Source organism: Kitasatospora sp. NPDC097605 (assembly GCF_040302725.1).
In the GTDB taxonomy this organism is placed as follows: domain Bacteria; phylum Actinomycetota; class Actinomycetes; order Streptomycetales; family Streptomycetaceae; genus Kitasatospora.
In genome coordinates this window covers 1-18,273 of record NZ_JBEOSF010000020.1, presented here as the reverse complement: position 1 = coordinate 18,273, position 18,273 = coordinate 1, and the positions used below count along the sequence as shown (strand labels likewise).

Genomic DNA, 18,273 nt, shown 5'->3' with positions numbered 1-18,273 from the left:
ACGGGAGGCGGCGGTCGTCCGGGCCCGGCTCGCGGCGGACAACCCAGGTTCCGGATCCGGTTCCGGGGCGCGGTAACCGCCGGGCCGCCTGGCCGCCTCCCGGCTACGCCAGGTGGCGGGTGAAGAAGGCCCCCACCCCGCGCCGCACCCGGGCGAGCGTCGCCGCCGGGTCGCCGGTGCCGACGAGGGCGGCGCGGGCCGTCGCGGTGACGAGACCGGCCCCCTGGAGCCGCGGGACCAGGGTGCCGAGGTCGGTGAACGCCCAGTGGTTCGCGTCGGGGAGCAGCAGGCGGGGGCCGGGGAGGCCCGCCCAGGAGGACTCGATGCGGGCGGCGCCCTCGAATCCGTCGGTGCGCAGCAGCAGCAGCGGCGGCCGGTCGGGGCCGGCCGGTGGCGGCTCCAGGTCGAGATAGCCCTCCAGGTCGGCCACCGCGCCGACCCGGTGGTCCCCGCGGGCCGCGTACACCACCGCCGTGCCGCCCGCGGAGTGCCCGTACAGCCCGATCCGGCGGAGGTCCATGACCGGGGCGGGCGGCAGGCCGCCGAGCCGGTCCAGGACCAGGCGGAGGTCCGCGATCCGGGTGTCGAGCATGGTGCGGAAGGTCGCCGGGTCCGGCGGTCCGGTCAGGACGGTCGTCCGCATCCCGGTCGGCAGCTCCACCTGGGAGGCGTCGCCGGGGTGGTCCACGAGGACGACCACCCGGCCGTGGCTCGCCAGGTCCTCGGCGAGGCTCGTGCCGAGCGTGCGGGAGTCACCGCCGCCCGGTGAGTACACCAGCACCGGCCACCGCCCGGGCAGCGGCGGCGCGCCCGCGTACCCGTGGGTGAGAACCGCTCCCCAGTCGACCGCTCCCGGCTCCGGCAGCCCCGGGTGGACGAACCGCGCGCTGTCGGCGAACTCCCGGGCCTCGGCCGGGGTGAGCTGCGGGGCCCGGGAGCAGCCGTGCACCGACCGGGCCGGGTACAGGACGGTCAGCATCACCTCCCGCGCACCGCCCACCCACGGGTCGCTCCGGGCGGGGTCCGTCAGATGGACCGTCCGCAGGCCCACGGGGTGCGGGCCGGAGGGCCGGGGCAGCCGCAGCAGCGGGCCGGCGCCGCCGGCGGCCGAAGCGGCCGTGGGGAGCAGGGCGGCGGCGCTCCCGCATAGGGTGCCCTTGAGAAGAGTGCGTCGAGACGTCATGCGGCCATCCTCCGGACGGGGCCGGCGCGGCGCGAAGGTTCAGGCCCTGGCCGAAAGGCGGGCCGAGGACGGGGGTTTGTGCGCCGTGGGAGTGCTGCGTCTCCACTTCACCTCGGCGGACCTCGCCCTGATCCGCTTCGCACCCCGCCCGGCGCCGCTCCAGGAGCTGCACGCCGCCCTGGCGACCGCCGTGGCCCCACGGGGCGGACCACCGCTGTTCGCCCGGTGGCGCGGCCGGGTCCTGCGCTCCCTCCCGGCCGCCGCCGACCCGCTCGCCGACCTGGTCCCGGCCGGCCGCCCGCCGGCCTTCCTCGACGTCCTCGGCGACACCCTGGCCGACGGCTTCGCGCGGATCCGCGCCACCGGACCCGGCGTCGTCCGCTCCGAGCTGGAGCGGGTGTACGGGGCGGTACCCGCTCCGGGCTGGATCCGCGGCCTGCACGAGGGCGACGAGACGGCCTGGCGCACCCTGCGCCGCGCCCAGCAGGCCGCGTACGAAACGGTCCTCGCGCCGGTCTGGCCCGTCGTCCAGGACCTGCACCGGGAGGAGTTCGCCCGCTACGCCCTGGCGGCCGCCGAGCACGGCGTGGCGGCCGCGCTGGCCGGCCTGGTCCCGGGCAGCCGGCTGCACGGCGGGGTGTGGGAGTGGCCCGGCACGGCGCCGGACCGGGACGTCCGCCCGGACGGGCGCGGCCTGCTCCTGCTGCCGACCTTCCACCACCCGGCGGGCCCGCTGCTCCAGGACGTCCCGGGCCGTGCCCCGGTCCTGACCTATCCGGCCGGCCCCGGGCTGCCGCCCACCGCGGCGGGCCCGGCCGAGCCCGGTGAGGCCCTGGCCGCCGTCCTGGGCCGCACCCGGCTGCTCACCCTGCGCCTGCTCGCCGAGCCCCGGACCACGACCTCGCTGGCCCGCGCCCTGCGGGTCAGCAACGCGACGGCGTCGTCCCAGGCGGCGGCGCTCCGGCGGGCGGGCCTGGCGACGACCACCCGCACCGGCCGCTCGGTCACCCATCGGCGGACGGCGCTCGGCGCCCTGGTGGCGGGTGGCGGGCCGCCGTAGTCCGCCGGTTCGCGGCGGCCGCCCGGGGCTCCGCGTCACAGATCGCGCGCCGTGTCACAGATCGCGGCTCGCAACCGTCTCCTCCATGGCATTCCGAACAGAGGAGGAACCCGTGTCCACGTCCCCCACCCTGGCGCATGTGGCGACGCTGCGCCGCCTGCACGACGCCGTCAACTCCGGCGACCCGGAGCTGCTCGTGGCGACGATCGACGAGGTCACCGCACCGGACCTGCTGATCCGCACACCGCTGCCGCTCGACACCACCGGAGTGGAGGCCCTGAAGCAGGTGTTCACCACGCTCCAGCGGGCCTTCCCCGACCTCCGCGTCACGGTCGAGGACGTGATCGCGGAGGAGGACAAGGTGGTCAGCCGCAACTCCGTCACCGGCACCAACCTCGGCGAGTACCTGGGCCGTCCGCCGACGGGCCGCGCGGTCAGGTACGACGAGATCTTCGTCTTCCGCTTCGCCGACGGCCTCATCGCCGAGACCTGGGGCGTCGTCGACCTGCTCACCCAGCTGCGCCAGCTCGGCGTCGTCCCGTCCTGAGGCCCGACGGTGCGGCGCCGCTGCGGCAGGCCCCGGCCCCGCTGCGGCGCCGCTACGGCGTCTCGCCGGTGAAGCCGACGTGGAACGTGTACGCGGCCTTGGGCATCCGGGCGGCGATCCGGAGCAGCGCCCACCGGCCCTGACTGGTCTTCACGCAGATGCTCTGGTCGCGCAGCAGCACGTCGAAGTCGAGCTTGGTGTCGACGAGCTGGGTCCTCGTCGAGCAGTTCGGGAGTCCGCGTTGTTGATGATGCCCATGCCCTGGTCGTCGGTCCTCTCCCGCACCCCGTGGAAGAGCCGGCCGGAGTCGAGCCGGACGTCCGCGCCCCGCGTCCCGCCCGGGACCACGGCCATGGTGTCGAGGTCCAGGAAGTTGTCGTCGCCCACGGTGATGTCCGTGATCCCGCTCAGGTAGCGGTCGAAGTCGTGGACCGTGGGGTCCAGGGTCGGCGAGCCGGCGGCGGTCCGGCTCGTCGCGGGCGAGGAGCGGGAGGTGACCGGGGGTGCGGCGGTCGGGGACGCGGGCGGCGCCGCGCGCCCCGCGTCGCCGTGCTGGAGCAGCGAGATGCCGATGCCCAGCGCGGCCAGGGCGAGCGCGGTCAGCGGGAAGACCGCGTACTGGACGACGGGCCGCTGGTACCAGCCGGTCGCCGTGGTGACCGGGTGCCCCGGGTCCGGTGCGGGACCGCCCGCGCCGGACGCCGCTCCGCCTTCCGGACCGACCGGCACCGTGCCCTCCTCACCCCGACTGGCGACCCCCTCCAGTGTGGCGTGCGATGGGAACTCAACTACCCTTGCTGGATGAAGCGTTCGGGAACCTTGCATGGCCGCCCCGGACGGCGGCGGTGAGGCGGGGCCGGTGCACGGCCTCCACGCCGGCGGCCGGACCACCCTGACCATGCCGTGCCGGTCGATCTCCACCCGGGCGGCGAGGAGCATCCGCAGCAGCGCGGTCTCGGCGATCCGCCACGGCCCGCCGGCCCGGCAGTCCACCTCGTGGAGCGACAACTCCTCGGCCCGCCGGTCCTGTTGGTCGCGCACGATCCACCACTTCCCCGCACACCCGCCGCGCGGTCGGCGTCCCGTCGGCGCCCCGTCGGCGTTCGCAAGGTCACCGGGGCGGGTGGGTGGACACGGATCGTTCGGGTCCGGAATCCTTCCTGTGCTCGACCCCGGTCCACCCCGGTCCACCCCGGTCCGCCCCGGTCCGCCCCGGTCCGCCCCGGCCCTCCTGGGCCGCCCGACGACGTACGGAGCCCGCGTGCAGGAAACGCCCGCCGATCCGAGCACCCCCGACGCCTTCCTCACCCCCGTCGAGCACCTCTTCGTCCGCAACCACCTCGGGCCGCCGCCCGGACTCGACGCCTCCTCCTGGACGTTGACCGTCGAGGGCCTGGTGGAGCGGCCGCTCTGGCTGGACCTGGCGGCACTGCGCGGGCTGCCCCGGACGGGCCTGACCGCCTTCCACGAGTGCTACGGCAGCCCGACCCGCCCCGACGTCCCGACCCGCGCGGTCGCCAACCTGGAGTGGTCCGGCGTCGCGCTGGCCGACGTCCTGGCCCTCGCCACCCCGCGCCCGCAGGCCCGGCACGTCTGGTTCGAAGGCGCCGACCGGGGCGCGTTCGCCGGCGAGAGCGGGCTGACGTACCTCAAGGACCTTCCGCTGGAGCAGGCCCGCGACGAGGTGCTGCTGGCCGACACCGTCAACGGCGAACCGCTGCCGCGGCGGCACGGCTTCCCGCTGCGGGCGGTGGCGCCGCGGCTGTTCGCCACCAACTCGGTGAAGTGGCTGACCCGCGTGGTGCTGGCCGACCACCGCCCCGAGCACCTGTTCACCACCCGCCTCTACACCCGCGTCCCACCGGGCGGCGGCGCGCCGCACCCGGTCCGGGAGGTCGACGTCAACAGCAAGCTGCTCGCCCCGCACGACGGCGGCCGCGTCCCCGCCGGGGCGTACCGGGTGACGGGCCGGGCGTGGAGCCACGAACCGGTCGTGGCGGTGGAGGTCGCCGTCGACGACGACGGCTGGCGTCCCGCCCTCCTGCAACCGCGCGGCCCCCAGCCCGTCTGGCAGCGCTTCGCCCTCCCCTGCCGGCTCACCCCCGGCCCGCACCGCATCCGCTGCCGGGCCACCGACGCCCGCGGCCGGGTCCAGCCGCCCTCCGGCGCCCGCAACGCCGTCCACACGGTCGAGGTGCTGGCCGCCTGACCTCGCCGCGCCGAATGCGGTGGAGACCGCTGGGGCACGCCGGGTAGGTTCGGCGCGTGGTGGATCTGGAGCAGTACGACCGGTACCGGGACGACGCCACGGTACTGGCGGCGATCGGCGGGCACGTCGCCGCCCAGGCCGGCCGCGTCACGGTGCGGCTGCCGAAGGCCGTGGCCGAGGCCGCCGTGAACGCCTGGGAACGTGACGAGTCGGGCGAACTCGCGCAGGAGACCCCCGAGCAGTACGCGCTGCGCGACCAGGCCGCCGAACTGGCCCTGATCGGCCTGGAGATCTCGCAGTCCGGCCGCCGGGAGGGCGAGGAGGTCGTCGTCGACCTGGACGTCGCCTCCGCCGGAGCCGCCCTGCGGGCCTCGCTGTAACCCACGGGGGCGAAGGAGGCCGCCCCTACCGCTGCTCCTCCATGACGGCGATGCCGAGGTCCAGGTCGAGCCGGGTCCGCGGCGGGGCGCCGGAGTGGTCGTCGTCCCGCAGGACCAGCTGGGTCCGGCGCTGCTCGATCTGCACGCGCTTGTTGGCGTTGAGGAAGGCGTGCAACTCCTCGGTCGCGGTGGCGCCGAGGCCGACCCCGCCGCCCGGCGTCCGCGCGGCCAGCCGGCGGGCCAGCCACCCCGGCCGGCCGGCTCTCACCACGACGTGCCGGACCGCCGCCAGGGTGAAGGGCACGATCACCAGTACGGCCATGAGGAGCAGACCCGACATCATCACCATGCCGACCCAACGCCCGGACCCGGCACCGCCGTTCCCGGCCTGCACCGGGGGCTCCTGGACGTCCGCGAGGTCCTGGCGGGCGGTGATGGTGTCGGGAGCACCATCGTCACCATCTCGGCGTCCGAGCGGTCGTCGGCACGACGCCGGGGACGCACCCGGGCTACCGCGCGGTCCGGTAGGCCTCCAGCCGTTCGGCCAGGTCCTGGGGGTGGCCGAGCATGGGGAGGTGGTCGCCCGGCATCTCGTCGGGCCGGAGGCCGAGCCGGTCCTCGACGTGCCGCCGCAGGAACGCGGGCGGGAAGAAGCGGTCGCCGGTGGCCAGCAGGAACCTGGTCGGCACTTCCGGCCAGGCCTTCAGCGGCCACGGTGCCCCGAGCGGGGTCGCGGACTGCCGCCGCTGGTGGTCCGCGAGGAGTTCCCCGGCGAGGGCGGCCGGGGTGTCGTGCAGGAACAGGGCGCGCTCGTCCTCCTCCGCACCCTCCGGCACGCCCCTGGCGCGGTCGGCCTCACGGCGGGCCGGTCCGTAGCCGGTGTTCTCCCACCACGCGTCCGGTGTCTCCCCGGGGGCCGGCACCTGGGCCTGGAGCATGACCAGCAGGTCCACCGGCAGCCGCGCGCACACCAGGGGGCCGGTGAAGCCGCCGAAGGAGTGGGCGACGACCACGAGTCCGCCCTCCCGGTCGCCGCCCGCCGCGCCCGCCACGGCGGCCACCACCGTGTCCGCGTACTGGGCGAGCCCGGCGGCGTCGTCGTCGCAGGGCAGGTCCGGCGCGACCACCCGGTGGCCCCGGCCACGCAGCCCGGCCGCCAGCGGCCCCCAGCACCAGGCGTCGGTGGCCGCGCCATGGATCAGAACGTACGTCGTCACGGGTCACTCCTCGTCTCGCGCCGGCGTGAGCGGCGCGCGGTGGCCAACACACCCTCACATGCGCGCCGGTGTCCGGACGTTCACGCCACGCATCCACCGGACATCCCCGGTGCGGCGGCGAGCGCGGGGTTAGCCTGGGCCCATGGTGGCAAACCGCAAGGAAGAAGTAGCCATGGGCGACCCGGAGTTCGTCAGCGGCCCCGCGCTGATCCTGCGCTCCCTCACGTCCGACCCCGACCGGGAGGCCGTGGTCACCGCCGACGGCGCCCGGATCACCGCCGGCGACTTCGCCGCCGCCACCTACCGCCTCGCCCACGAGCTGATCGCCCGGGGCGCCGCCCGCGGCACCACCGTGACCCTGCTGACCGGCAACACCCCGGAGGCCATCGGCGCCCGGTACGCGGCCGGCCTCGCGGGGGCCCGCGTGGTGATCCTGTACGACGGCATGAGCGCGCCGGTCCTGGCCGAGATCACGGCGAGCGTGGACACGACCCTCCTGCTGGTGGACGCCGAACGCCACGCCTCGGCCGCCGAGCTGCTCCCGCTGATCGACGTGCCCACCGTCCTCACCCTGGGCCCGGGACCGAACAGCGACGCCGGCGCCGGCCCGGCCATCGGCGAGAACGTCGTCGCCGCCTCCGCCGGCCGCCCCGCCGGACCGCCGGACGTCCGGATCAACCCCGAGGACGACCTCGGCATCCGCCACACCGGCGGCACCACCGGCATCCCGAAGGGCATCCTCAGCCTGCACGGGCCCTACCTCCACGTCTTCGACGCCCCGATCGGCAGCACCGGCGCCGACGGCCCGCCCCGCCTGCTCGCCGCCACCCCGCTGGCCCACCTCGCCGGGGTCCTCGCCGACCTGACGCTCCGGCGCGGCGGCACGGTGGTGCTCCAGCGCTCCTTCGACCCCGGCGCGGTCCTGGCGGCCATCGAGCGCGAACGCGTCACGGACTTCTGGGTGCTGCCGCCGCTGCTCCACCGGCTGCTCGACCACCCGGCGGTCGCCCGCACCGACCTGTCCAGCCTGCGGCAGGTCCTCTACGGCGGCAGCGCCGCCTCGCCGACCCGGATCCGCGAGGCGCTCAAGGTGTTCGGGCCGGTCCTGGTCGGCATCTACGGGATGTCGGAGGCGCAGCTGATCTCCGCGTTCACCCCGCCGGAGCACGGACGGATCGGCCAGGGCGGGCAGGTCCCCGTCGGCCGGCCCGTCCCGGGCGTCGAGGTGGCGGTCCGCTCGCTCGACGGCACCGACCTGCCGACCGGCGAGCAGGGCGAGATCCACCTGCGCTCCGACACCGTCATGGCCGGCTACTGGAAGCGGCCCGACCTCACCGCCCAGGTGCTGCGGGACGGCTGGCTGAACACCGGCGACGTCGGCTACTTCGACGAGGACGGCTACCTCTACCTCTCCGACCGGGCCAAGGACCTGATCATCGTGGTCGGCGGGCACGTCTACCCGTCCGAGGTGGAGGACCTCCTGCTCACCCACCCGGCGGTCGCCCGCTGCGCGGTCTTCGGGGTCCGCGACGACCAGGAGGCGGAGCACGTCCACGTCGCCGTCGTCCCCGCCCCGGGGAAGCGGCCGCGGCTGGAGGAGCTGCGCGCCTTCGTCACCGCGCGCAAGGGCCGGATCTACGCCCCCGAGGTGCTCCACCTCGTCGACGAGATCCCGCTGACGCCCGTCGGCAAGCCGGACAAGAGGCGCCTGCGCGAAGCCGCCACCCCCTGAGCGGGCGGGCGGGTCAGGGAGGATCAGGCGGACCAGGCGGGTCAGGCCCAGAGGTGGTCGCCGAGGGCGGTGCCCGCCGGGGCGCCGGGGAGGACGTAGGCGACGGCGGAGGCGGTGTGCTCCACGAAGGGGTTGAGCGCGTCCCGCTCGGCGAGGCGGTTCTGGACGCGGGTGAACTGGCCCGCGTCACGCATGAAGGCGCAGAAGAGCAGGCCGCGGTCGCCCGGGGCGTCGTCGTAGCTGTAGCCGCGGCGCAGCATCCGGGCGCCGCCGTCGAGGCGGGGGCCCGTGAGGCGGACATGGGCGGTGGCGGGGATGACGTAGGCGCCGTCGGGGTGCTTGGCGTAGAGGTCCGGCTCGTCGCGTTCGGCGGCGCCGGTCAGCGGGGCGCCGTCGCCGAGGCGGCGGCCCATGGCGAGGTCCTGCTGATCGACGGGGAGGCCGGCGAAGGCGGCGGTGTCCATCCGGATCCGCCGGTAGACCAGGACGGTGGCGTTCTCGTGCGGCCCGGACGGGCCCCAGACCCACTGGCGGGCGGCGTCCTCGTCGGGGTTGGCGGTGCCGTCCTTGAAGCCGAACAGGTTGCGGGGCGTGGCGCCGGGCGCGGTCCGGGGCAGGAAGCCGGACTGCGCCCAGCGGGCCGTAGCGCCGGCGCCGAGGGCGGCCGTGGTGGCGAGTTCGGCGACGACGGCGAGCGTCCAGTGGTCGGCGGCGCAGAGCTGGAGCAGCAGGTCGCCGCCGCCGCGGGCCGGGTCGAGGCGGTCGCCGGGGAACGCCGGCAGCTCGGCGAACCCGGCGGGGACGGCGAGCGCGAGGCGGGCGGCGAGGGCCGGGCCGAGGCCGACCAGGGAGGTGAACCGGGGCGCGGCGCCGTCGGCGCGCAGGCGCGGGTCGGGGGACGGTCCGGCGGCCGCGGCCAGGGTGCGGGTCCAGGCGGCGAGCAGGGTGCGCAGGGCCTCGCGGTCCGCGGCGGCGGAGGCCGCCGGGAGGTCGAAGGCGAGCAGCCGGGTCGCGGGGAGCTGAGGGGCGGTCAGTCCGGCCTGCCGGGCACCGTGGAAGGGGATCGGCGCCTCGGGCGGCGGGCCACCGGGGGCGGCGGCGCGGCCCGGGGTCCGGTCGCGGTCCGCCAGTTCGCCGACCGCCGCGCCGACCGCCGCGCCGACGCCGGCGGCGAGCGCCGCCCCGGCCGCCAGCAGCGCCCTTCGCCGACCGACACCGGACCCGGCGGAGGGGTTCGACGGTGACGCGTTTTCCGGTTCGGTGGGCATGCGCCCTATTGGAGACGATAGAACACGTTCCATGCAAATCACGTTTCCTGATCGTCAGTCACTCCGCCCGACCGCCGTGGCGGCCGCGACCGCCCTGGCCGTCGCGGTCGTCCTGGCGGCCGCCGGGTGCTCCTCCTCCGGTCCGGCCGCGGAGGACGCCAAGCACCCGGACGGGAGCGTGGTCCGCGTCCCGGAGGACTTCCCCACCGTGCAGAAGGCGGTGGACGTCGCGCGCGAGGGCGACACCGTGCTGATCGGCCCCGGCACCTACCGCGAGAGCGTCCGGGTGGCCAAGCGCAACCTCGTGCTGCGCGGCACGGACCGCTCCACCGTGGTGTTCGACGGCGGGCTGAAGCTGGCCAACGGCATCACCGCCACCGGCCCCGGCACGGTGGTGGAGAACCTCACCGTGCACGGCTACCTGGCCAACGGCGTGCTGTTCACCGGCGTCACCGACGAGAAGCTGCAGCAGCGCGGCGCGGGCGGCTCGGCGTACGACCCGCTGGACACCCAGCGCTTCCCGCCGGTGGAGGGGTTCCGGGCGACCAGGGTGACGGCGTACAACAACGGCCTGTACGGCATCTACGCCTTCGACGCGCGCGCCGGGGTGATCGAGGAGTCCTACGCCTCCGGGCACGCCGACTCCGGCATCTACGTCGGCCAGTGCAAGCCGTGCGACACCCTGGTGCGCGGCAACACGGTGGAGCGCAACGCGGTCGGCATCGAGCTGACCAACGCCTCGGACAACCTGTCGATCCTGGGCAACCGCGCGGCGGGCAACCGGGTGGGCGTCACGGTGAACTCCAACGACCTGGAGGCGCTGGCCCCGCAGCACGCCGCGGTGATCGCGGGCAACGTGGTGGTCGACAACAATGCCGCCGACTCGCCGCAGCAGGCGGACGGCGGCTTCGGCATCGGCATCGGGATCGGCGGGGGCACGGCGAACCGGGTGGAGCGCAACCTGGTGCGGGGCAACCGCGCGGCCGGGGTGATCGTCACCGACCCGGCGGGCCACCCGGCGAGCGGCAACCGGGTCGAGGGCAACCAGGTGGACGGCAACGGCGCCGATCTGGTGCTCGCCTCGGTCGACCCCGCCAACTGCTTCAGCGGCAACCGGCCCGGCACCCAGAGCCCGGACGGCCTGGAGGCCGCGGCGGCGTGCGGCGGACCGGGGCGCGGGCCGCTGGCCACCGGCCGGCCGGCGCCGGTCCAGGCGCCGCCCGGCATGCCCTTCAGCCAGGTGCCGGCCCCGGCCGCGCAGCCGTCGCTGGCCGATCCGGCGGCGCCCGGCCGTCCGGCGACCGGTCTGCCCGGCGCGGTGGACCCGGGGGCGTACCCGCTGCCGACGGACCCGGGCGCGGTGCCGCCACGGCCCGCGGGGTGACGGTCAGCCGGTGAGCCAGGGCGCCTCGGGGAGCTTGGCGGAGTCGTCACGCCCGCCGAACTCGACCGTGCTCGGGGTGCCCAGGCCCGGCATCCGCATGGTCGCCCGCCGCAGCGTGCCGTCGTCGTCGACCCAGTAGGTCAGCGGCGACCGCTCGCCGTCGGGCGCGGCGCCCTGGGCGCGCGGGCCGGCGAACCGGTCGTGGTCGCGGCCGTCCAGGCGCTCGCGGCCGAGCCAGCGGGCGCCGGACTGGGCGAGCAGCAGCGGGTTGTCGGGCCGGTCGGCGCCGAGCTGGACGATCAGCTGGAGCCCGGCGTCCAGCGGGTCCGCGGTGTAGGTGCGCGGGGACCAGCCCTGCCGGGGGACGCGCTCGGCCTGCTGCCAGGCCGGGCCGGCGGTGCCGGCCGGTTCGGGGGCGAGCCCGAGGCCGCCGGCGTCCCAGACGACCAGGCCGTGGTCGAGCGCGCCGTTCGCCCCGGTGACCTGGTAGCGGCCGGCGCCCCGGCGGGTGCGGTAGTCGACGACGCCCTCGACCCGGACGGCGACGCCCCCGCCCTCGGCGGCGTCGAGCGTCACCGCGACCGGGCTGGCCTGGAACAGGTTGAGGCGGGACAGGGCCAGCCGGGAGGCCTCGTCGACGGTCACCGGCCGCTCCGCCGGCTCGTCGGAGACGGCGCGGTAGGCGACCAGGCCGCCGGCGACGGCGGCGCACACCGCGAGGGCGACCAGGCTCCTGAGCCGGTAGGCCCGGCGACGCGACCCGGGGGGCGCCTCGGGGGTCTCGGCCTTGGTCTTCCGGGCCATGCGCTTGCCTTCTCTCGTCGATCGGTCACAACAGACGGGCGGGCCCGGGGACCTGAGGTCCCCGGGCCCGCCCTGGTTCCGGCGCCCCGGAGGGGGCCACCGGGGTGGGGCTCCTGCTCGTGCTACTGCTGCTGCGCCCGGCGCCGGCGCGCCAGCAGCACCAGCATCGCACCGAGCACGGTCAGCGTGCCCGCACCGGCCGCCATCACCGGGATGCCCTCATTGGCACCGGTGTTGGCCAGGTGCCCGGGGGCGGGAGCCGGCGCGGGCGGCGTCGCGGCCGGGGACGGCGGCGTCGGAGCCTGGGTCGGCGTCGGGGTGGGGGTCGGGGTGGGCGTGGGGGTCGGCGTCGGCGTCTCGGTGGGCGTCGGCGTCGGGGTGGCCGTCGGAGTGGGCGTCGGGGTCGGCTTCAGCCGGTTCACGGCCGTCACCTCGACCCCGGCGGCCAGGTTGTCGGCGGTCAGCACCAGCGGGCCGAACACCGACTGCTCCGGCGCGGTGTAGCCCTCCGGCGGGCTCACCTCCTGCCAGTAGTACGTCCCCGTCACACCACTGCCCTTGCAGATGCCGTCGGCCCCGGTGGTGCAGGGGTCGCCGACCGCCGTGTCGGGCTTGTCACCGGTGCTCTGCAGCCCGGCGGTGCCGTTGGTCTCCTTCCAGAGCTGGAACTTCGCGCCCGCCAGCGGCTTGCCGTCCTGGTCGTGCTTGACCAGGCGCAGCGCGCCCTCCTGCTGGCGGAAGCCGAAGTCGTAGGTGTGGTCGTTCTCGCCCGGTCCGCCGGTGGTCAGCGCGCGTTCGGCGTACTGCCCGCCCGCCGGGACGACACCCTTGGAGTCGATGAAGGCGTTGTCACCGACGTTCGCGTCGGTCGGCACCCACTGGTGGAGGGGGCCGCCCTTGGCGTAGTCGGCGGGGTTGTCCAGCCGGACGGTGTACTTCGTGCGCGGCTTGAGGCCGCCGTTGACGTTGGTGTCGTCGAAGTAGTACTCACCGCGCTCGGTGGTCCTGGTGGTGCCGACGAGCTTCCCCGCCTCGTCGTACAGGTTGACCGTCGCACCCGGCACGGGCTTCTGGCCCGGGCGCTGGATGCCGCTGCGCTCGGGGTCGTACCAGACCCGGTTGCCGATCTGGAGCGGGGCCTGGTCGCAGAGCACCTCCAGGTCACCCATCGAGGCGCCCTTGCCGAACGGGGCGGCCTCGGTCTTCGGGGTGAGCCGGAAACCGAACTTCGGGTCCTGCTGGCCGTTCCGCTGGAGGAACGACGTGCCGTAGCCGAGGGCGGTGTGGTTCGGGTCGAAGGCGGAGGTCGCGATGGTGTTCTCGACCTTGGAGTCCGCCATGCCCGCGAACGCGGTGTTGCGGTGACCGCCCCAGCTGGTGTCGAAGAAGCGGGTGCCCCGGACGGTCTGTCCGCAGCCGTTGTTGGTGTCCATCACATAGGTTCCGCCCGCCGGGCAGGCCTTGTTGAGGTCACCGCCCGACATCACGGAGGAGTAGGGGACACCGGACGGCGCGCGGTCGGCGAAGCGGTCGCGGAAGGCCAGCAGCATCGAGCCGTCGGTCTCGAACGCGATCTCGCCCAGCTCGGGTTCGGGCTGGGCGATGGTGGTGTTACCGCACGGGTTGCCGTTCTGCGAGGTCGGCCAGGTGTTGGTCCACGGGAACCAGGCCGCCCCGTCGCAGGGGCCGCCGCCGACGGTCGTCTGGCGCGGGTAGTCCAGCGGCTGGTTCAGGATCGGCGCCGCGAACGCCCCGGTGGCCAGGTCGAACGGCAGCACCACCGCGCGCAGGTCGGACGCCTTGCCGGTCGACTCGCCCGAGCAGACGCCGCCGAGGTAGCCGGTGCCGTCCTGGAGGCCGAGGCCGAACGGGCGCCAGTCCACGGCCGCGGGGCAGCCCGGGTCCGGGATCGGGTAGACGGCCTTCGGCGCGGAGGCCGTGGCCACGGTGGCGTTGTAGCGGTAGAGCTTGCGGTCGTTGAGATTGACGACGAACAGGTCCTGGCCGTCGTCGGTGACCTTGATGCCGCCCAGGCTCTCCTTGCCCGGCGCCCCGATGAAGCCGTCGTCGGTGCCCGCGCCGTGGCCGGTGGTACCGGCGTTCGGGACGGTGGTGAACAACGTGGTCTTCTTGGCGTCCACGTCGGTCACGTAGATCCCGCCCGCGCCGCCGGGACCGTAGTCCGTGGCCCGCTTGGCGACCGCCGAGGAGAACGCCCGCCGGTCGGCCTTGCTCCACGCGATGCCGTAGAGCGTGCCGGTGTCGGCGTTGGTGGCGATGTTGGTCGCCTTGACGTCCTCGCCCTCCTGGCCGCGCGCGCTGTACGGGAAGGAGACCAGCGTGCGCTGCGCCCCGCCCTCGCGCGTGGCCGGCTGGCAGGTCGTCAGCAGCGGGGCGTTCTTCTGACAGTAGTCACCGGGGCTCCAGAGCCCGGTGGTCAGCTCCACGTCCTTGCCGCCGGAGACGTCGACGAACTCCTCGTTGCTGCTGAGCCGGTCGGGCGCGCCCGCCAGCCCCTGCCGGGAGGCGAACGCCGGGTAGAGCGTGCCCGGCTTCGGGTTCACCACCTGGACGCGGTACTTGCCGCCGGTGAGCTTGGTGCCGGGCGTCAACGCCACCGTGCCGTTGGCCGCCGTGGTGCCCTCGACGACCGCTCCCGCGTCGTCGGTGAGCGTCACCTTGACGCCGGCCATGCCGGGCTCCAGCGCGGCCTGCCAGACGCCGTCGGTGTCCACGGCCCGCACCACGCGGACCGTCACCGTGCCGTCGGCCGACTGCGGGAACGCGGCCGGGGCGGCCAGCAGCGAGCACGCCCCGATTCCGAGGAGCAGCGCCGCGGCGCCCCCCACGGTGCGGCGGCCGAGCACACCCGGCGGCCGCCGCTCCGGGCCGCGCACGGCACCGGCTTCCTGATCACGTGTCGTAGTCATCCCTGCTCTCATAATGCAGTTGGGCCTGCCGCCCCGACTCCGGAAGGGAGTCCGTGTGTGGGCGGAGAGCCGCCATTGTTAAGGGGAGCTTAAAGGGACTTCACACAAGTTCGCAGGAAAACCAGGAACTTTGACGGCAGATCAGACGTTCCGCAGAACGGCGAGATCATCACCGAACCCCGCCAGGACCCGGCCGTCCTGGGTGACCGCCAGCGCGGCGACGGGCTGCGGGAAGGCGAGTTCGCCGGTCAGCGCCGGATCGCCGGACAGGTCCCACACCTGAACGCGGTGGCGGACGGCGAACAGGGCGACGGGGCGGCCGGCGACGGTTCCGGTCGCGGCCGCCGTCAGCCCCTCGGGGGCCGGGGCCGCCGTCTCGGGGGCGGGCACGGGTCCTTCACCGATCCGCCGCACGGCCTCGGCCGCGGCCTCCGCACCCGCCGTGAGGTCCCAGACCCGCTCCGCCGTGTTCTCGTAGGCGTCGACGTGGGTCGCGACGGCGTACGGCCGGCCGTCGACGAGCGCCGTCCGCAGGCCGGTGACCCCCTCCCACTCGTCCTCGTGGGGCGCGGTGGGCAGCGGCGGTCCGACGGGCTCGCCGGTGGCGAGGTCCCACAGCCGCAGCACCTCGTCGTCACCGCCGCTCACCGCCACCGGCCGGCCGTCGAGCACCGTGCTCGCGACCGCCCTGACCCGGGCCCGGTGGCCCGGCGTCCGGCGGCCGGCCGGTGCGGCGTCCGACAGTTCCCAGGCCCGGCCGCCCTCGGTGACCAGCCAGCAGCGGCCGTTCGCGGCGGCCGTCGTCAGCTCGCCCCAGCCGACCGGCAGCCGGTCCACCCGGCGCAGCGGGTCGAGGGCCCACAGCTCGGCCTCCTCCAGCGGCTCGCCCACGTAGGGGTTGCTGCCGACGGTGAGCAGCCGCGGCCGTCCGCCGACCACGACCGGCGCCATCAGCCACAGGTCGCCGTCCTCGGCACGGTCCTCGGCGGTCCGCTCGCCGGAGGTGAGGTCCCAGATCCCGACCGAGCCGTCGAAGCTCCCGGCGACGACGTGCGGGCGCCCGTCCAGCTCCGCGACCGCCCAGGCCTGGACGTCGGCCCGCTCGAACGGCTTGATCTCCCGGACTAGTTGACGTGACGTCAGGTCCCAGAGCGCGAACCGCTCGCCGTCCTCGCCCAGGACGTGGGGCCGGCCGTCGAGCGTGACCGGGCCGAGGGTGGACGGCGCCGGCCCGGCCAGGGTGCCCAGCGCCTCGCCCGTGGCGGCGTCGAGCAGCCGCGGCGCGCCGCGCCCGTCGCACCGGACGGTGACCGCCCGGCCGTCGAGCCGTGTGGTGCACTCCTCCCGCCGCACGGAGCCGGCGGCGGGCAGCCGCAGCAGGGGCTCTCCGGTGGCCGGGTCGCCCAGCAGCAGCGCGCCGTCCTCGCGGGTGAGCACGGCCGGCCGGCCGTCGAGGTCCACCGGCGGCGGCGAGGCGCCGTCGACGTCGCCGAGGAAGGCCGGATGGACGCCCGACCCGGTGGCCCAGTCCACCCGCCAGCGCGCGTCCGGCGCCTGTGCCACGGCCACCGCGGCCAGCCGCTCGGCGAACGCCCGGTCACCGAAGCGGGCCGCGTCCAGTGCCAGCACCTGCCGGCGGGTGGCCGCGTCGGCCTCACGGTGCAGCTCCGCAGACGCCCGGTACACGGCCGCCGCCAGCCGCCCGGCGGCCCCCGTCGCCGTCGCCAGCCGCAGCGCCGCCTCGCGCGGATCGGCGGTCACCAGGAACCGGGGGTCCGTCACCTCGCGGTCCGCCGCGCCCGGTTCGTCGTTCTCGAGATCCCCACCCATGGCCCGGACTGTAGCGGTGCGGACCGACATGGGCGAACCGCCTCCGGTGCCCGGCCGAGCGCCGGTCAGCGGGTCAGCGCGGTCGGCTGGGCGTCCGGGCGCATCGCGGCGTCGGTGCCGCCGTCGACGAACAGGGTGGCCCCGGTGGTGAAGCGGGCCTCGGGGCGCAGGAACTGGTGCACCCAGAAGGCGATGTCCTCGGGGCGCCCGAAGACGCCCAGCGGCATGGGCGTCGGGAAGCCGTCGGTGTCGGCGTCCTCGGCCACACCGGTGGACCCGAGCATCAGCGGGGTGATCACCGCGCCGGGCGCGATGGCGTTGAGCAGCACGCCCTCGCGGGCCCACGCCGGGGTGACCGCCGTGCGGCGCACCCACCGGGCCAGGGCGAACTTGGAGCTCGCGTAGGCGGAGATGCCCGGCGACGACTCCCGCAGCTCGGCGGGGAGCGCCGCGGCGGTCGCCCGGGCGCGGTCGCGGGCCGCCTCCTCCTCGCCGGCGAGCAGCAGGTCGACCAGCGTGTCGTCGATCACCGGGACGGTGGTGGCGGAGTTGGAGCCGATCACCACGGCGCGCCCCGCCGCCGAGCGGGCGAGCGCCGGCCGCAGCCCCTCCAGCAGGACGACCGGGCCGAAGTAGTTGATGGAGGCCACGGCGGCGGCGTCCTTCATCGCCGGGCCGACGCCGGCCACCGCCGCCACGCCGTCCAGCACGCCGCCGGCGGCGGCCAGGATCTCCTGGACGGCGGCCCGGCGGCCCTCGGCGGTGCCGAGGTCGGCGGTGACGTCGGCGTCGTGGAGGTCCACGCCGATGACGGTGTGCCCGGCCTCCCGGAGGACCGCGGCGCTGGCCGCGCCCATTCCCGAAGCGGAGCCGGTGACAGCGTAAACACCCATGGTGCAGGCCTTTCTCGATCACGGTGCGCGCACGGCGCACGGACTGGCGCGTGACCCGTCCGGATATGGCGCCAATCGAATTTCAATCACTGATTGAATACTAACCCCCTGGTCTGTGGTGCAATATCGGCATGCCGGATGGACCAGCCCAGAACCCGACCCCGGACCCCGCCACGACCCGGGACCGCCTGCTCGCGGCCGCCGAGCGGCTCTTCCTCCAGCGCGGCACGGACCAGGTCTCGGTGCGGGCGGTCAACGCCGAGGCCGGTCTGAACCCGGGCGCGGTGCACTACCACTTCGGCTCCCGGGAGGGCCTGGTCGCGGCGCTGCTCGAACGCGAACTGCTCCCCCTCTGGCGGGGCGGGCTGGAGGCGACCGTCCTCCACCCCGACGGCACCGGGCCGGCGCAGGTGCGGGAACTCGTCGCGGCCGTCGCCGAACCGTTCGACACGCTGGTGCGCACCGAGCGGGGCCGGATGCTGTGCCGGCTGCTGGCCCAGACCATGCTCGCCGCCGAACGTCCGCTCAACGGCGCGCCGTGGGCGGGCACCGCCCCGTTCGAGGTCGTCCTGGGCCGGGCGCTGCCCGACCTGGGCATCCGCGAGATCGGCGACCGCTGGCGGCTGGCCTTCACCACGCTCCTGGAGACCTACGGCCGGCCGCTCGCCGCCGGCGCGGCCGCCACCTCCGAGCCGCCGTTCCCCGCGTTCGCCACCGTGGTCGCGTTCCTGACCGCCGGCCTCACCGCTCCAGGCGTCGGCGCCGGCGCCGGCGCCGACGCCTGGTGCGCGCCGCCCGTCCGCGGATCCCCGGGGGGGGGAGCCAGGATTGGGCGT

At 75.8% G+C, this 18,273-nt stretch carries 16 protein-coding genes; 7 read left to right on the top strand and 9 right to left on the bottom strand.

All coding sequences use genetic code 11. The annotated features are described in order from the left end of the window. Nucleotides 1-103: 103 nt before the first annotated feature. Nucleotides 104-1,183, bottom strand: coding sequence for an alpha/beta hydrolase family protein (locus ABTX81_RS22705; protein ID WP_350548523.1), 1,080 nt, complete (start codon nt 1,181-1,183; stop codon nt 104-106). Between the two features lie 91 nt (nt 1,184-1,274). Between ABTX81_RS22705 and ABTX81_RS22700 the strand changes: the two genes are divergently transcribed. Beyond that, nucleotides 1,275-2,243, top strand: a complete 969-nt coding sequence (locus tag ABTX81_RS22700) for an ArsR family transcriptional regulator (protein ID WP_350548780.1) — start codon at nt 1,275-1,277, stop codon at nt 2,241-2,243. Nucleotides 2,244-2,355: 112 nt separating this feature from the next. Further along, nucleotides 2,356-2,790 carry an ester cyclase gene (locus ABTX81_RS22695; protein WP_350548521.1) on the top strand — a complete coding sequence of 145 codons (435 nt, stop codon included), beginning with the start codon at nt 2,356-2,358 and terminating at the stop codon, nt 2,788-2,790. 150 nt (nt 2,791-2,940) lie between these two features. Here ABTX81_RS22695 and ABTX81_RS22690 read toward each other — a convergent pair whose 3' ends face one another. Further along, nucleotides 2,941-3,519 carry a hypothetical protein gene (locus ABTX81_RS22690; RefSeq protein WP_350548519.1) on the bottom strand — a complete coding sequence of 193 codons (579 nt, stop codon included), beginning with the start codon at nt 3,517-3,519 and terminating at the stop codon, nt 2,941-2,943. Between the two features lie 532 nt (nt 3,520-4,051). Between ABTX81_RS22690 and ABTX81_RS22685 the strand changes: the two genes are divergently transcribed. Both ABTX81_RS22685 and ABTX81_RS22680 read left to right on the top strand, forming a co-directional pair. Continuing rightward, nucleotides 4,052-4,999 carry a molybdopterin-dependent oxidoreductase gene (locus tag ABTX81_RS22685; protein ID WP_350548517.1) on the top strand — a complete coding sequence of 316 codons (948 nt, stop codon included), beginning with the start codon at nt 4,052-4,054 and terminating at the stop codon, nt 4,997-4,999. Nucleotides 5,000-5,055: 56 nt separating this feature from the next. Next, on the top strand, nt 5,056-5,379 hold the full coding sequence (locus ABTX81_RS22680; RefSeq protein ID WP_350548515.1) for a hypothetical protein: 324 nt from the start codon (nt 5,056-5,058) through the stop codon (nt 5,377-5,379). Nucleotides 5,380-5,404: 25 nt separating this feature from the next. On the opposite strand, the gene ABTX81_RS22675 is transcribed toward ABTX81_RS22680, so the two are convergent. Next, nucleotides 5,405-5,773 carry a DUF6191 domain-containing protein gene (locus tag ABTX81_RS22675; protein WP_350548513.1) on the bottom strand — a complete coding sequence of 123 codons (369 nt, stop codon included), beginning with the start codon at nt 5,771-5,773 and terminating at the stop codon, nt 5,405-5,407. A 115-nt stretch (nt 5,774-5,888) separates the two neighbouring features. Beyond that, on the bottom strand, nt 5,889-6,596 hold the full coding sequence (locus ABTX81_RS22670; RefSeq protein WP_350548511.1) for an alpha/beta fold hydrolase: 708 nt from the start codon (nt 6,594-6,596) through the stop codon (nt 5,889-5,891). A gap of 142 nt (nt 6,597-6,738) precedes the next feature. Between ABTX81_RS22670 and ABTX81_RS22665 the strand changes: the two genes are divergently transcribed. Beyond that, complete coding sequence (locus ABTX81_RS22665; protein ID WP_350548510.1) at nt 6,739-8,328, top strand: AMP-binding protein; 1,590 nt, start codon at nt 6,739-6,741, stop codon at nt 8,326-8,328. 41 nt (nt 8,329-8,369) lie between these two features. Here the strand turns inward: ABTX81_RS22665 and ABTX81_RS22660 are convergent, their stop codons facing one another. Next, nucleotides 8,370-9,596 carry a Dyp-type peroxidase gene (locus ABTX81_RS22660; protein ID WP_350548508.1) on the bottom strand — a complete coding sequence of 409 codons (1,227 nt, stop codon included), beginning with the start codon at nt 9,594-9,596 and terminating at the stop codon, nt 8,370-8,372. A gap of 31 nt (nt 9,597-9,627) precedes the next feature. Here ABTX81_RS22660 and ABTX81_RS22655 point away from each other — a divergent pair, with 31 nt between their 5' ends. Beyond that, a complete protein-coding gene (locus ABTX81_RS22655; protein ID WP_350548506.1) occupies nt 9,628-10,980 on the top strand; it encodes a right-handed parallel beta-helix repeat-containing protein in 1,353 nt (450 codons plus the stop codon). Nucleotides 10,981-10,983: 3 nt separating this feature from the next. Here the strand turns inward: ABTX81_RS22655 and ABTX81_RS22650 are convergent, their stop codons facing one another. The 4 genes from ABTX81_RS22650 to ABTX81_RS22635 all read right to left on the bottom strand — a co-directional run bounded on the left by ABTX81_RS22650 (nt 10,984) and on the right by ABTX81_RS22635 (nt 17,437). Then, on the bottom strand, nt 10,984-11,784 hold the full coding sequence (locus tag ABTX81_RS22650; RefSeq protein ID WP_350548504.1) for a hypothetical protein: 801 nt from the start codon (nt 11,782-11,784) through the stop codon (nt 10,984-10,986). Between the two features lie 122 nt (nt 11,785-11,906). Next, nucleotides 11,907-14,714 carry an SdrD B-like domain-containing protein gene (locus tag ABTX81_RS22645; protein ID WP_350548502.1) on the bottom strand — a complete coding sequence of 936 codons (2,808 nt, stop codon included), beginning with the start codon at nt 14,712-14,714 and terminating at the stop codon, nt 11,907-11,909. 141 nt (nt 14,715-14,855) lie between these two features. Then, nucleotides 14,856-16,544, bottom strand: coding sequence for a WD40 repeat domain-containing protein (locus ABTX81_RS22640; RefSeq protein WP_350548500.1), 1,689 nt, complete (start codon nt 16,542-16,544; stop codon nt 14,856-14,858). A gap of 65 nt (nt 16,545-16,609) precedes the next feature. Then, complete coding sequence (locus ABTX81_RS22635; RefSeq protein WP_350548498.1) at nt 16,610-17,437, bottom strand: SDR family oxidoreductase; 828 nt, start codon at nt 17,435-17,437, stop codon at nt 16,610-16,612. 131 nt (nt 17,438-17,568) lie between these two features. On the opposite strand from ABTX81_RS22635, the gene ABTX81_RS22630 reads away from it, so the two are divergent. Next, nucleotides 17,569-18,273: TetR/AcrR family transcriptional regulator (locus ABTX81_RS22630; RefSeq protein ID WP_350548496.1), on the top strand; the 705-nt coding region annotated here is incomplete at its 3' end.

What these genes read in the sequence shown, in the direction of transcription:
- ABTX81_RS22705 (WP_350548523.1), bottom strand. Translation starts at nt 1,183, where the DNA reads ATGACGTCTCGACGCACTCTTCTCAAGGGCACCCTATGCGGGAGCGCC.
- ABTX81_RS22665 (WP_350548510.1), top strand. Translation starts at nt 6,739, where the DNA reads ATGGTGGCAAACCGCAAGGAAGAAGTAGCCATGGGCGACCCGGAGTTC.
- ABTX81_RS22660 (WP_350548508.1), bottom strand. Translation starts at nt 9,596, where the DNA reads ATGCCCACCGAACCGGAAAACGCGTCACCGTCGAACCCCTCCGCCGGG.
- ABTX81_RS22655 (WP_350548506.1), top strand. Translation starts at nt 9,628, where the DNA reads ATGCAAATCACGTTTCCTGATCGTCAGTCACTCCGCCCGACCGCCGTG.
- ABTX81_RS22650 (WP_350548504.1), bottom strand. Translation starts at nt 11,784, where the DNA reads ATGGCCCGGAAGACCAAGGCCGAGACCCCCGAGGCGCCCCCCGGGTCG.
- ABTX81_RS22645 (WP_350548502.1), bottom strand. Translation starts at nt 14,714, where the DNA reads ATGACTACGACACGTGATCAGGAAGCCGGTGCCGTGCGCGGCCCGGAG.
- ABTX81_RS22640 (WP_350548500.1), bottom strand. Translation starts at nt 16,544, where the DNA reads ATGGGTGGGGATCTCGAGAACGACGAACCGGGCGCGGCGGACCGCGAG.
- ABTX81_RS22635 (WP_350548498.1), bottom strand. Translation starts at nt 17,437, where the DNA reads ATGGGTGTTTACGCTGTCACCGGCTCCGCTTCGGGAATGGGCGCGGCC.